The organism is Propionibacterium ruminifibrarum (assembly GCF_900289195.1).
GTDB classification, from domain to species: Bacteria; Actinomycetota; Actinomycetes; order Propionibacteriales; family Propionibacteriaceae; genus Propionibacterium; species Propionibacterium ruminifibrarum.
Genome location: NZ_OMOH01000001.1, coordinates 218,394 through 231,262, shown reverse-complemented (window position 1 = coordinate 231,262; position 12,869 = coordinate 218,394). Strand labels below are relative to the sequence as shown.

At 69.6% G+C, this 12,869-nt stretch carries 13 protein-coding genes; 7 read left to right on the top strand and 6 right to left on the bottom strand.

What is annotated here, in order from left to right:
* Nucleotide 1 precedes the first annotated feature (1 nt).
* From PROPJV5_RS01010 to PROPJV5_RS00990, 5 genes are read left to right on the top strand one after another with little or no spacing between them, the layout of a single operon-like run.
* On the top strand, nt 2-937 hold the full coding sequence (locus PROPJV5_RS01010) for a F0F1 ATP synthase subunit gamma (protein ID WP_119714484.1): 936 nt from the start codon (nt 2-4) through the stop codon (nt 935-937).
* Nucleotides 938-2,389: a F0F1 ATP synthase subunit beta gene (atpD, locus tag PROPJV5_RS01005; RefSeq protein WP_119714483.1), complete on the top strand. Its 1,452-nt coding sequence runs from the start codon at nt 938-940 to the stop codon at nt 2,387-2,389.
* Complete coding sequence (locus PROPJV5_RS01000) at nt 2,389-2,853, top strand: F0F1 ATP synthase subunit epsilon (RefSeq protein ID WP_119714482.1); 465 nt, start codon at nt 2,389-2,391, stop codon at nt 2,851-2,853. Before atpD ends, PROPJV5_RS01000 begins: the two co-directional genes overlap by 1 nt.
* Nucleotides 2,854-2,895: 42 nt before the next feature.
* A complete protein-coding gene (locus tag PROPJV5_RS00995) occupies nt 2,896-3,372 on the top strand; it encodes a DUF2550 domain-containing protein (protein WP_119714481.1) in 477 nt (158 codons plus the stop codon).
* 14 nt (nt 3,373-3,386) lie between these two features.
* On the top strand, nt 3,387-4,436 hold the full coding sequence (locus PROPJV5_RS00990; RefSeq protein WP_119714480.1) for a lipoate-protein ligase LplAB: 1,050 nt from the start codon (nt 3,387-3,389) through the stop codon (nt 4,434-4,436).
* A 2-nt stretch (nt 4,437-4,438) separates the two neighbouring features.
* On the opposite strand, the gene PROPJV5_RS00985 is transcribed toward PROPJV5_RS00990, so the two are convergent.
* Nucleotides 4,439-5,092, bottom strand: a complete 654-nt coding sequence (locus tag PROPJV5_RS00985; RefSeq protein ID WP_119714479.1) for a cob(I)yrinic acid a,c-diamide adenosyltransferase — start codon at nt 5,090-5,092, stop codon at nt 4,439-4,441.
* Between the two features lie 65 nt (nt 5,093-5,157).
* On the opposite strand from PROPJV5_RS00985, the gene PROPJV5_RS00980 reads away from it, so the two are divergent.
* Nucleotides 5,158-5,862, top strand: coding sequence for a peptidylprolyl isomerase (locus PROPJV5_RS00980; protein WP_119714478.1), 705 nt, complete (start codon nt 5,158-5,160; stop codon nt 5,860-5,862).
* A 10-nt stretch (nt 5,863-5,872) separates the two neighbouring features.
* Here PROPJV5_RS00980 and PROPJV5_RS00975 read toward each other — a convergent pair whose 3' ends face one another.
* The gene (locus PROPJV5_RS00975; RefSeq protein ID WP_119714477.1) at nt 5,873-6,673 is read right to left on the bottom strand and encodes an alpha/beta fold hydrolase; all 801 of its coding nucleotides are present in this window, start codon (nt 6,671-6,673) and stop codon (nt 5,873-5,875) included.
* Nucleotides 6,670-6,948 carry a hypothetical protein gene (locus tag PROPJV5_RS12780; protein ID WP_119714476.1) on the bottom strand — a complete coding sequence of 93 codons (279 nt, stop codon included), beginning with the start codon at nt 6,946-6,948 and terminating at the stop codon, nt 6,670-6,672. The genes PROPJV5_RS00975 and PROPJV5_RS12780 overlap by 4 nt, the downstream gene beginning before the upstream one ends.
* Nucleotides 6,949-7,015: 67 nt before the next feature.
* Here PROPJV5_RS12780 and nucS point away from each other — a divergent pair, with 67 nt between their 5' ends.
* Nucleotides 7,016-7,726, top strand: coding sequence for an endonuclease NucS (nucS, locus tag PROPJV5_RS00965; RefSeq protein WP_119714475.1), 711 nt, complete (start codon nt 7,016-7,018; stop codon nt 7,724-7,726).
* Nucleotides 7,727-7,796: 70 nt separating this feature from the next.
* On the opposite strand, the gene PROPJV5_RS00960 is transcribed toward nucS, so the two are convergent.
* From PROPJV5_RS00960 to PROPJV5_RS00950, 3 genes are all read right to left on the bottom strand, one after another.
* Nucleotides 7,797-9,383: a hypothetical protein gene (locus tag PROPJV5_RS00960; RefSeq protein ID WP_119714474.1), complete on the bottom strand. Its 1,587-nt coding sequence runs from the start codon at nt 9,381-9,383 to the stop codon at nt 7,797-7,799.
* A 97-nt stretch (nt 9,384-9,480) separates the two neighbouring features.
* Nucleotides 9,481-10,068, bottom strand: a complete 588-nt coding sequence (locus PROPJV5_RS00955; RefSeq protein ID WP_119714473.1) for a 1-acyl-sn-glycerol-3-phosphate acyltransferase — start codon at nt 10,066-10,068, stop codon at nt 9,481-9,483.
* Between the two features lie 170 nt (nt 10,069-10,238).
* Entirely contained in the window at nt 10,239-12,827 is a 2,589-nt protein-coding gene (locus PROPJV5_RS00950; protein WP_119714472.1) for a hypothetical protein, read from the bottom strand.
* Between the last annotated feature and the right edge of the window lie 42 nt (nt 12,828-12,869).

Here is a 12,869-nt window from a genome sequence, read left to right as displayed (position 1 = left end):
CATGCCCGCATCCCTCCGCGAGCTGCGGCAGCGCAGGAACTCCGTGGCCACGACGATGAAGATCACCAAGGCCATGGAGCTCATCGCCGCCTCGCGCGTCACGAAGGCTCAGCTGAAGGCGCGCAAGTCGGACGACTACACCCGCGAGCTGGTCAAGGCCGTCTCCTCGGCCGCCGCCTACTCCACGGTCGACCACCCCCTGACGAATGACATCACCGACGCCACCCGGGTCGCCATCCTCGTCGTGAACTCGGATCGGGGTCTGGCCGGAGGCTACCCCTCCAATGTGATGAGGGCCACCGAAGGACTCATCACCCGGCTGCGCGATCTCGGGCGTGAGATCGACATCTACACGGTGGGGCGCAAGGCCCGCGACTACTTCGCCTTCCGCGGCGTCGAACTTGCCGGCTCCTGGACCGGTTTCAGCGACGACCCGCACTACCGGCACGCCTACGAGATCGGCAACAGACTCATCGACGCCTTCATGCGGCCCACCGACAAGGGCGGCGTCGACTCGATTCACGTGGTGTTCACCCGGTTCCAGTCGCTGGTCACCCAGGAGACCGAGATCATCCGGCTGCTGCCGCTCAAGATCGTCGAGGACAGCGGTGACGTGGCCGAGAGCCCCGACGTGGCGCTGGAACGCCCCGAGGGCTTCGTCCCCCCGTACCTGTTCGAACCCAACCCGGAGACCGTGCTCGACGCGCTGCTGCCGCTGTACGTCATCGACCGCATCAAGTACATGCTCCGCGAGGCCGCCGCCTCGGAGCTGGCCGCCCGGCAACAGGCCATGCACTCGGCCACCGACAATGCCAGCACCCTGATCGACACCCTCACGCGCCAGGCGAACCAGGCCCGCCAGGGCGAGATCACCCAAGAAATCAATGAGATCGTGGGCGGCGCGGGAGCGTTGTCCGAATCCACCCAGGAGATCTGAATGACTGTCACATCCACAGCTCCCGGTTCCACCGAGGCCACGACCGGCGGCCACGTCCTCCGCGTCATCGGAGCCGTCGTCGACGTCGAGTTCCCCGACGGCAGGGTTCCCGCGATCAACAACGCCCTGCACGTGACCGTCGACTCCGGCGAGGGCGAACGCACGATCACCCTCGAGGTGGCCCTGCAGATCGGTGACAACACGGTGCGGTGCACCTCGCTGAAACCCACTGACGGCCTGCGCCGCGGAACCCCGGTCGTCGACACGGGCGCCCCGATCACCGTGCCCGTCGGGGAGATCACCAAGGGCCACGTGTGGAACGCCACCGGCGACGTCCTCAACGCCGATCCGGCCGACATCACGGTCACCGAACGCTGGCCGATCCACCGCGACCCGCCGGCCTTCGACGCCCTCGAGCCGCGCACCCAGATGCTCGAGACCGGTCTGAAGGTCCTCGACCTGCTGACCCCTTACGTCCAGGGCGGCAAGATCGGTCTGTTCGGCGGCGCGGGTGTGGGAAAGACGGTGCTCATCCAGGAGATGATCTACCGCATCGCCCACAATTTCGGCGGCACGTCGGTGTTCGCCGGTGTCGGCGAACGCACCCGCGAGGGCAACGACCTCATCCACGAGATGGACGAGGCCGGCGTGCTCAAGGACACGGCTCTGGTCTTCGGTCAGATGGACGAGCCGCCGGGAACCCGGCTGCGGGTGGCCCTGAGCGCCCTGACGATGGCCGAGTACTTCCGCGACGTCCAGAACCAGGACGTGCTGCTGTTCATCGACAACATCTTCCGGTTCACCCAGGCCGGCTCCGAGGTGTCCACGCTGCTGGGCCGCATGCCCTCGGCGGTGGGCTACCAGCCGAACCTCGCCGACGAGATGGGGCAGCTTCAGGAACGCATCACGTCGACGCGCGGTCACTCGATCACCTCGATGCAGGCCATCTACGTGCCGGCGGACGACTACACCGACCCGGCCCCGGCCACCACGTTCGCCCATCTCGACGCCACCACGGAACTCTCCCGTGAGATCGCCTCGCGCGGCCTCTACCCGGCCGTCGACCCGCTGACCAGCACCAGCCGGCTGCTCGCACCCGAATACGTCGGCAAGGAGCACTACGAGGTCGCCACGCAGGTCAAGCAGATCCTGCAGCGCAACAAGGAGCTCCAGGACATCATCGCCATCCTCGGCATCGACGAGCTGAGCGAGGAGGACAAGATCGTCGTGGCCCGCGCCCGCCGCGTGCAGCAGTTCCTGTCCCAGAACATGTACACGGGCACCAAGTTCACCGGTGTCGAGGGCTCGACCGTCCCCGTGACGCAGACCGTCGAGAGTTTCAAGATGATCTGCGATGGCTCGTGCGACGAGATTCCCGAGCAGGCCTTCTTCAACGTCGGCGATCTCGATGACGTCTACAAGAAGTGGGACCAGCTCAAGAAGGAGGCGTGATGGCCCCGCCCCTCGACGTCGCGGTGGTCGCAGCGGACGGAATGGTCTGGCAGGGCCAGGCCGTCAGCGTGATCGCCAGGACCACCGAAGGCGACATCGGCATCCTCGCCAACCACACGCCACTCATGGCCGCCCTCGTGCCGTGCGCCGTGCAGATCACCCGCGTCGACGGCGTCACCGAGGTCGTGGCGGTCTCCGATGGCTTCGTCTCGGTCTTCAACAACCATGTCTCGCTGCTGAGCGCCTTCGGCGAGATCGCCTCCGAGATCTCGGTGGACCAGGCCCGCAGTACGATCGCGCACCTGCACGAGGTCGTCGACGCGGGCGAGGCCGATCACGATCAGATTCGCGCGTACAACCATGCCATCGCCCAGGTGCGGGCGGCCACAAGGGCGGCTGCGCTGGCCGGTGGTGGTGAGGCCGAGATCACGCCGGCCCCGGTCCGGGTCATCGGGGAGAACTGATCGGGACTTGGTGCATCGGTGCGAGACGAGTAGGTTTCTGGCATGGGAGCGGGAGCCGTGGCCGCCGGACTGGCCGGTCTTGTCATCGTGGTGGCTCTCGCGGTCTGCGTGCTCTGCGTCCTACGCCTCCGGTGGATCTGGTCGCGCGGGGGCGTCTTCGAGTGTCAGTTGCGGCAGGAACGTCCCGTGGCCCATCCCTGGCACTCGGGATTGGCCCGCTACGAGGGCAACCATCTGGGCTGGTACCGGCTGCTGTCCCTCGGGCATCGTCCCAGCGTCGTCATTCATCGCCGACGAGCCGAACTGATCGGTCACCAGCCCCCTGAGGGCGGTGACCTGCACCGGCTCACGGCCGCCCAGCAGGTCGTCTCCGTCGCTCAGCGCTCGAGGCACGGCGATTCCGCGCTGTGGCACCTGGGCATGGATGCCGAGTGCCTCACGGGCTTCATGAGCTGGCTCGAAGCGGGTCCACCTGGCGAGGGACGGTACCGTGCGATGAATCGCACGGACAAGGACTGAACAGGAGATGCGCCGTGCGCGGTGAATACAAGGTCAGGGGCGGCAAGCTCGTCGTCGTCGACGTGGACGAGATCAACGGCCACTATGCGAACGCCCACCTGTCGGGCGATTTCTTCCTCGAACCCGATGAAGCCCTCGAGCAGATCAACGCCGGGGTCAACGGGGTGGCCACCACGGCGTCCTCCGAGGACCTGGCCGCCTCCATCCGGACCGCCCTGGACGATGACGCCCGGCTGGTCGGTTTCGACCCGATGGCGGTCGCCATCGCCGCCCGCAGGGCCGTTGGCGGGGCCATCAGCTGGGCCGATCTGACCTTCGAGGTCATCGGCCCCCAGGTCATGGATCCGGCCATGCACGTCGCACTCGACGAGGTCTTCCCGGCCGAACTCGCTGCCGGTCGACGCGGCCCGGTCCTGCGGTTCTGGGACTGGGACTCACCGCTGGTGGTCATCGGTTCCTTCCAGTCGGTGCGCAACGAGATCGACGTCGAGAACGCCGCCAAGTACGGCATCCGAGTCGTTCGACGCATCACCGGTGGTGGCGCGATGTTCATGGAGCCCGGCAACTGCATCACCTACTCATTGACCGTGCCCGGTTCCCTCGTCGAGGGTCTCAGCTACGAACAGTCCTACGCCTACCTCGATGACTGGGTGCTCGGCGCTCTCGAGGAGGTCGGTATCCACGCCACCTACAAGCCGCTCAACGACATCGCCAGTGACAAGGGCAAGATCGGGGGTGCGGCCCAGCGTCGGCTGGTCGACGGCACGGTCCTGCACCATGTCACGATGAGTTACGACATCGACGCCGACAAGATGATGCAGGTACTGCGCATCGGCCGGGAGAAACTCTCCGACAAGGGCACGAAGAGCGCGAACAAGCGGGTCGACCCGATGCGCTCGCAGACCGGCCTACCGCGCGAGGAGATCCTCCAACGGTTCAAGGCCTCTTTCATGAACCGCTACACCGCCGTCGAGTCTGACTACCGCCCCGATGAGATCGCCACGGCGAGGCGTCTGCTCGGCGAGAAGTTCACCACGCAGGAATGGACGCATCGCGTGCCGTGAGGTCACTGGGCCTGGGACGCCTTCTGGGCCGCGACCTGCTCGGCGTGCTCTGCGTTGCGCTCGCCACCAGGCAGCCACAGCACCTCGTCGTGCGCGGCGATGAGATTCGCGTAGCGAGCCATGTTGAACAGCAGGTCCGACAGGCGGTTGAGGTACTTGACGGCCAACAGGCTGACACCCCCGTGCGGCTCGGTCTCCCCGTCCTCGGCGCCGAAGACCTTCACGGCCTCCCACGCCCTGCGCTCGGCCCGCCGGGCCAGGGACCGGGCGACGTGCAGTTGCGCGGCCAGGGGAGAGCCGCCGGGAAGGATGAACGAGCGAAGACTCGGCAGTGGTTCCCCGAACTCGTCGCACCACCGTTCGAGACGGTCGATGGACGACTGCACGACACGCAGGGGTTCCCACTGCGGGTCGGCGATGACGGGGTTCGACAGATCCGCGCCTACGTCGAACAGCTCGTTCTGGACGATCACGAGTGCGTCACGGAGTTTCTCGTCCGGATCGAGCGTGAGAGCCAGGCCAATGGCCGAATTGGTCTCGTCGGTGCTGCCATAGGCCTCGACGCGGGGATCGGTCTTGTCGGCCACTTCATTGTTCGACAGTCTCGTCGTGCCGGCGTCGCCGGTCCGGGTGTAGATGCGCGTCAGATTCACCATGTGCTCAGACTAATCGGCATGGCGCTGCCGGCTGAAGGCTCAGGTCGTGACAACCTTGAACAATCATGAGTGAGCAGACGATGAGCAGGGCGGGACGAGTCGTGGGCGTCGCGGCAGCGGCGGGGGCCCTGGTACTGGGTGGGTGCGCCGCCGGCCCGGCGAACGATGCGCCGACCAGCCCCGCCGTCACCAGGGTCACCTGCGACTACACCGTCACGGGCGGTGCGGCGAGAGTCGCAGACCCTCCGAGCGGCTCCCAGGTGCCCGCCTCGGGCACCGTCACGGTCACCCTGGTGATGGGCGCAGGAACGCTCACGCTCACCCTCGACCGGTCCGCCGCCCCGTGCGCGGTCCACTCCTTCGAGTCGCTGGCGGGGCAGGGCTACTACACCGGCACCGGCTGCCACCGACTGACAACGGCCGGAATCCGGATCCTGCAGTGCGGCGACCCCAGCGGCACCGGCCGGGGCACCTCCGGATACGGCCTCGCCCCCGAGACCGGTTCGCCCCTGGTCACCTGCTCCGACGAGGCCCGCACCGAGTGCCACTACCCGGCGGGGGTGGTCGTGCTCGCCGATCCGGAACACGATGGCGGCCAGTTCTTCATGACCCACGCCGAGTCGACGATCGACGGCGACTACCCGGTGCTCGGCACCGTCGACGAGGCGGGCCAGCAGGTGCTCTCCGAGATCGCGGAGCGAGGATTCAAACCCGATGCCTCGCCCGCACCGGCTGCCGACACGACGTTCAAGCAGGTCACGCTGGGCTGACGCCGCGGGTTCACTCCACCAGGAAGGCCCGCAGCAGCTGCGCGAAGACCTTCGGCTGGTCGGCGTGAACCCAGTGCCCCGCGTCCTTGACGCGCACCAGCCTGGTCCGCGGGAACAGTGCGCGCATGGCCCGGGTATGGGATGGGTGCACGTGGTCGGAGCGGGCGCCGGCGACCCACAGCACCGGTCCGTCCCAGCTGGCGCCACCCATTGAGGGGAAATCGGCCATCCGATCCAGTTCGGCGCGCAGCATCGCCACGTTGCACCGCCACTGCCAGGTGGGGCCGTCGGCCGACGGCCCGCGGTACAGGTTCTGCAGCAGGAATCCTCGGGTCGCCTCGTCCGGGACGAGGCTGGACAGCGCGGTGTCGGCGTGATCCCGCGAGGCGATGCCCTCCGTGCCGAGCGCGGCCATCGCCTCGACGACCCGTTCGAAGAACTCGGTCCGCTCGTAGCGGGCCGGTGAGGCGTCGACCACCACCAGACGCTCGACCAGGTCGGGGTGCCGCAGGGTCAAGCACATCGCGATCTTGCCGCCCATCGAGTGCCCGACGAGGGTGACCGGCCGGGTGACGGCGCCGCCGGCGCGCACGGCGTCGGCGATGATGTCGGCGAACTGGAGGTAGTCGAAGTGCTCCGTCCAGCCGGATCGGCCGTGGTTGGGGACGTCGACGAGCAGGCTCGTCGCCAGGTCGCCGATGCTTCTCGCGGCCGTGGCGAGGTTGCGGCCCTGCCCGAGGAAACCATGCAGGAAGACGACGGGCCGCGGGCCCGTACCGGTCGTGGTGACGTGCAACCCGGTGGTGGTCACGGCCTGCGGTTCCAGCAGGAGGTGTGGAAGTGTCGGCGAAAGTCCAGACCGGATGTGGAGCCGACCGGGGGAGTGTGCGGCCAGGCCACGACGTGAGCCGTGCCCGGCCTGATGAGCTGATCGCACTCGGGGCAGCGGTAGTCCTTCGTCGACTGCCCGGCCCGGATCTGGCGCAGCACCCAGCGACCGTCCTGCTTGGTCGCGCTGGTCTGGAACGAGGCGAGACCCAGGGGCCGCGCAGGGCGGGTGTGCTTGCTCGGACGGTGACGTGCCACGGGTCAAGACTAACCGGTCCGTCCGCCCCCGGGCGTGGAGCGGCGTCGACGCTGGTAGTTTGGCCGGGTGCGTTTGGTGATTGCCCGATGCCAGGTCGACTACGGCGGCAAGCTCACGGCCCATCTGCCGATGTCCACCAGGCTCATCATGATCAAGGCCGACGGTGCGGTGTCCGTCCACGCCGATGACCGTGCCTACAAGCCGCTCAACTGGATGACTCCGCCGTGCACGCTCACCGTGCAGGACGCGCCCGAGGATCTGGCCGCGACGACGTCTGACCTGGATGAGCAGATCCAGCAGGTGTGGACGGTCAGGGGCGCGGACAAGGACACCCTGCAGATCGCCATCGCCGAGATCATCGACGACCACGAGTACGAGCTGGGTGTCGAACCCGGGCTGCGCAAGGACGGCGTCGAGGCCCATTTGCAGGCTCTGCTCGCCGAGAACCCCAGCACCTTCGGCGAGGGGTACACGCTGGTGCGGCGCGAGTACCCGACCCCGATCGGGCCGGTCGATCTCATGCTGCACGACGCGCAGGGCGCCTACGTGGCCGTCGAGGTCAAGCGCCGCGGCGAGATCGACGGTGTCGAACAGCTCACCCGCTACCTCGAGCTGATGAACCGCGACCCGCTCATCGCGCCGGTCACCGGGGTCTTCGCGGCCCAGGAGATCAGGCCGCAGGCCCGTGTCCTGGCCGCCGACCGTGGCATCACCTGTCTGACGGTCGACTACGATGCGCTGCGCGGCATCGACAACTCCGAGGAGAGGCTCTTCTGAGTCCTCTCCGGCCAGGATGGACGCCCTCACGAGTGAGCGTCAGGGGGCGTGCCGTACTGCGCAGCGGCACTCACTGATCCGTCTGCTGAGCACCCGCCCCCTTGAGCCGCTCGGTGTTGATGAGGGCGGTGGGCTCGTCGGCTCCGGCCCGCCCCTGGTCGGCAGGAGCCTCCTTGAGCCATTCCTGGCCGTCGGTGACCGGGATCTCGTGCGTGTCCTCGGCGCTCTCGTCCGCGCCCTCGGCCAGCGGCAGTCGCACGTCTGCCTCGGGCTCGGCGGCATCGGCGGCACCGAAATCCTCCGCGGCCTCCTCGCCGAGCTCACGGATGTTGGCGAGTTGCGCCACGAGGGCGTCCTTGCGCAGCTGCAGGGCATTGACCTCGCGCTCGAGCTGCTCCTTGCGCCAGGCGTACTGCTCCTCGAGACGGTCCTTCATCATCGCCGACTGCCTGTTCGCAGCGGCGACCGTGGCCTCGGCCATGTTCGCGGCCTCGGTCTTGATCTGCTCGGCGTTCTCGAGGGCCTCATCGGTGACCTTGCGGGCCTCGGCGGCCTGCGCCTGGGTCAGACGCGTGGACTCCTCGGAGGCCTTCGTCGCGGCGGCGTAGAGCTCGGTCATCTCGGCGCGCATCGCCTCGGCCTGGGCGTTGGCCTCGTCCTGGCGGATCCTGGCCTGCTCGTTGGCCTCGGCGCGGATCGTGTCCGCCTCGTCGCGTGCCTCATTCAGGATCTGCTCGGCCTGGGCCTGGGCGGCACTGGCGGTGTCGGAAGCCAGCTGGTTGGCCTTCGTCGTGGTGTCGGAGGCCTCCGATCTGGCATCCCTCAGCAGATCGGCGGCGTCCTGCTCGGCCTTCGTCCGCACATCCGTGGCCTCGGAGCGGGCGGCGGCGAGCAGATCACTGGCCTGCGCGTTGGCGTCGGCCTTGAGCTCCTCGGCCTCGGCACGGGCGTTGGCCAAGATCTGCTCGGCCTGGGTACGGGCGGCCCCGGTGATCTGATCGGCCTCGTTCCGCGAGGCGGTGGCGGCGTCGGCGGCGTCCTGCGCGATCTGGTTGCGGGAGGCCTCCGCCTCGCCCTCGGCGGCGCGGCGCGTCATGGCGGCGTTGTGCTCGGCCTCCTCGGTGATCGTCTGCGCGTGGCGCTGGGCGGTCTCGACGAGATTGTTGGCCTGCGCCCGGGCCTCGTCCAGGATCGACTGGCTCTGGCGCTGGAGCTCCTCACGCATGGTCCGCAGGTTCGTCATGCCAGAGACGCGGATGTCGTCCGCCTCGGTCTGGGCGTTCGCGCGCAGGTCGGCGGCGACGCGACGGCCCTCCTCCTTGATCCGTTCGGCCTCGATACCGGCTTTCGAGACGAGGTCGTCGGACTGGGCCTCGGCGGCACGCAGCAGAGCCGTGGCGTGTGAACCGAGCCGGGTGAAATCGGTGGTGCCCTGCTGGGCCTTGAGCATCTCGAGGTCGCGCAGCCGGTCGCGGTTGAGCTGGCGGGCGGCGGCCAGACGGTGCTCGAGGTCACGCACGTAGTTGTCGACCGTGCCGCGGTCGTAGCCCATCATGGCGTGGGGGAAGCTGCCGGCCGCGCTGGCCCGGTCGTCGAAAAGGTTGAGACCGGTCTCCTCGCCGAACTCATCGGCGCCGGCATCGGGGTAATCGCTCATCAAGACTCCTGAGGAAGTTCAACTGAAGGTTATCAGCGGAGGTTGCGTCAACCGGGGTGACCCGCCGCGGGCTGGAGGGCATGCGGGCGGTGGATGGTCAGCGAACTGGCTGGTCGGCGTCCTCCTCACGCAGGCGCGGTTCGGAGCGTCTGGCCGGGACGACGCCGCCGAAGCGCGCGTAGAACGCGCGGATCTCGGCCATGTCGGCCCTCACGTCGTCACTCATCATCAGCGTGGGGCCGATCTCGACCTCCCTGCGCCCGTGGTCGATGCCGGCCAGCGTGACGGGCAGCCCCGAGCCGAGGGCGATCCGATGGAACCCCGACCTCCAGTAGTCCCGTGGCGAGCGGGTCCCCTTCGGTGCGATGACGAGTTGGAAGTGCTCACCCCGCTCGGCCCGGTGGACGAGATCCTCGACCAGGCCCGACGGCCTGGAACGGTCGACGCCGACACCACCCATCGCCGTGATGAGGGGGCCCGCCGGACCCTTCACCCAGGAGTCCTTGATGAGCACCTTCATCGGCATCTCGTAGTGCCAGGCGACACCGAGGAAGGCGACGAAATCCCAGTTGCTCGTGTGGGGAGCGCCCAGGAAGATGCCGGGTTCGGACGGCAGGGGGCGGCCGACGAGACGGTAGGGGGACAGCCACCAGCCGAGATCGGCCAGGGCACGACGGATTCGCATGGTCCTATCGTGCCGCACCCCGGCCCTCGGGGCGGGGATGCGGGCCGGGTTCGGCCCAGAACGGGGGAGCGGCCCGGGTCCGGCTCCGTTCGGGGTGGTGCCCCCTTCGTGCGGCACGGCGCGCCGGGCCGGTCCCCGGACACCACCGGGGGAGCCGGCGCCGGGGCGTGTCATACCCGAGTCGGACCGCCGTGCGGCCGGCGGGCACCGCCCTGGGGCACAGCCGGGTAGGTGCCGACGGGCGGCGTTCCCTGGTGCCCCGCCTGCGGCGCGCCCGGTGGAGGCGGGTCGGACGGGCCGGGGGCCGTGCCCCACTGGGCGTCCGCCCTCGCGTACAGCACCGACAGAGCGAAGCAGATGAGACCGCCGATGAACAGTGACACGACCCTCGTCAGCGAACTCTGCGCGCTGATGTCCCAGAAGGCGAACTTGAGGACCATGACGATGACGAGAACCAATCCGTAGAGACGGACGGCCCGCGCCCTCTGTCGGAAGCCCAGCACGATGGACAGGGCCCCGGCGACGAGCATCGCGATGCCCGCCGGGACACCCGCCGCGCCCGATCTGCTCGCCAGGCAGGTCGCAAGGACCACGAACCACGTGCCCCCGGATGCGGTGGCGAGCCCGTGGAGGGGCAGGGCGACCAGCGGCGCCAGCAGCCACACGAACGTGACCGCGAGGGCGAGGAGGGCCGCGGCGAGGACGAGACGCTGGACCTGTTCACCGGGGGCGGTCACGTCCCAGAAGTCCCAGTCGGCCAGCGGCACCAGCTGCCAGGACCACACCCACATGAGGACGGCGAGCACCCAGGCGGACTGGGACGAGGAGCGGTACGTCCCGCCCGGGAGGGCGGCCGGCACGATGACGGCCCGGGCGCCGGCGAAGCGGCCGGTGAGAAGGGCGACGGGCCCGTGCAGCCCCGCGCCCAGGCCGAGCGCCGACAGGACCACGAATGCCAGCGCGCTGAGGGCCCAGTTGAGGGTCATCGCCTGCTGCGTCGACAGCGCCAGGCCGTCCGCGACGGACCCCACGGCGGCGGGAACCCGCCACACGAGCAGGACGGCGACGAGCACGCTCGTCGCGCGCACGGCGCTGTTCTGGCCGGACCGTCGGTCGACGACGAGCGCGACCCCGATGGCGGCGAGCGCAGCCGCGAGGATGACGGCGGCGAGCGCCCAGCGGTCCGACAGCAGCGCTCCCGCGGCGAACACGAGCACGCCGAAGGCCCACACCCCCGACTGACGTCCGGCGAGGACCACCGGGAGCTCGGCGAGTAGCGCGACGAGGAGGGTCGCGCCGAGCAGCAGTGGCGTGCGCTCGCTGCCCAGGTGTATGCCGATCGGTCCGGCCAGGAGGGCCGCGGCGAAGAGGCAGTGGCAGGCCCAGGCCCCGGAGGCGGCGCGGAGGGAGGCCAGCAGGGTCTGGGCGAGTGCGGTGACGCCCAGGACTGCGAGGATGAGGTAGGAGAACGCGTCCAGGCTCAGGGAGGAACCGAGTCCGCCGGGCCGAGCGACCAGGAGAAACGGGACGAGAGGCACGCTGAGCCAGCTGGCGGCCCACTGGGTCGGCCGCTGAGCAGCTGCGGGGCGGTGCTCCTGCCCGGGTGGTGCCGGTGAGGGCGGCGACGCGCCGTGAGCGGCGAACGCGGCAGACGTGAGGACCAGGACGTGCCCGATGAGGATGGCAAGGAGCAGTCCGACACCGGCGAGCACCCCGGGCTCGAAGATCCAGTGGGCGGCCTCGATGGGTAGGAGGACGGCCGTGGTGATGATGAGCAGCAGGGGCGCCAGGAGATACCCGGGGCGGGACGGCGGGGGCACGGAGCGGACCACCACGGCCGAGGTCAGGCTGGTCGCACCGGCGTAGGCGACCATGAGGAGCAGGGCGAGGAGGGCCTGGTCGGGATTCTCGGCGGCCTGCCCGGCGGCGAGAGCCGTCGTCGCCACCCCGCCGAGCGCGACGATGACGATGGTGAAGACCAGCCGGGTGCGCGCGGCGAGACCGAGCAGGACGAGGGTCCACACACTCAGCGCGGCGAAGGAGGGGATCGGCGCCACGAGGTGGAGCAGCGAGGCCCCCATGAGCCCGACGAATCCGAGTCCGCCACCGATCCCCGTCACGGTCGCGGCGTGCAGGACGCTGCCGGGGCGGCGGATGGCCAGCCACGTCCCGATGACGGTGAGCACCACCCCGATGACGAAGACGGTGGAGACCTTCACGAGATCGGGAATCGCCTCCCACCACATCGCGATGAGGGTGGTTGCCGACAGCAGGACGAGCAGGGCGGCCGCCCCCGACAGGAGGTACTTGCCGACCCTGTTCTCCGTGCCGGCTTCGAGCCGTGCGGCGGCCGGCGCGGCAGGTGGCGGCGGCAGATGGCCGTCGGGAGGCTGAACGGGGAGCCGGGCGCCGGGAGGCGGGGTGGCGGCCGACGATACCGGCGGGGCAGTGCCGGGGAACTGGCCTGGTGCGGGCCCGGCACCGGGCACCGGCGGGCCCGTCAGCGGCTGCTGCGGATGAGCACCGGGAGCCGGTGGCGCCCCGGGGACGGCCGGCGCGGCCCAGAACGCCTGCGCCGGCGGCACGGGTGCGGTCGGCGGCTCCGGGGGGCGTGGTGGCGCGGCGGCAGGGCGCCGACTCGCCTCGAGGCGGGCGAGGCGCTGCTCCATGGTGCCGAGCCGGGCCGAGATCTCCCGGAGAACGGTGAGAGCCTCATCCGGCGGGGGTGTCGCGCCGGGGTCATCGGTGCTCTCCTCCACGAGGATCCTCCCTTCTCGAACGGTCGGCGATCGTGGCCCATC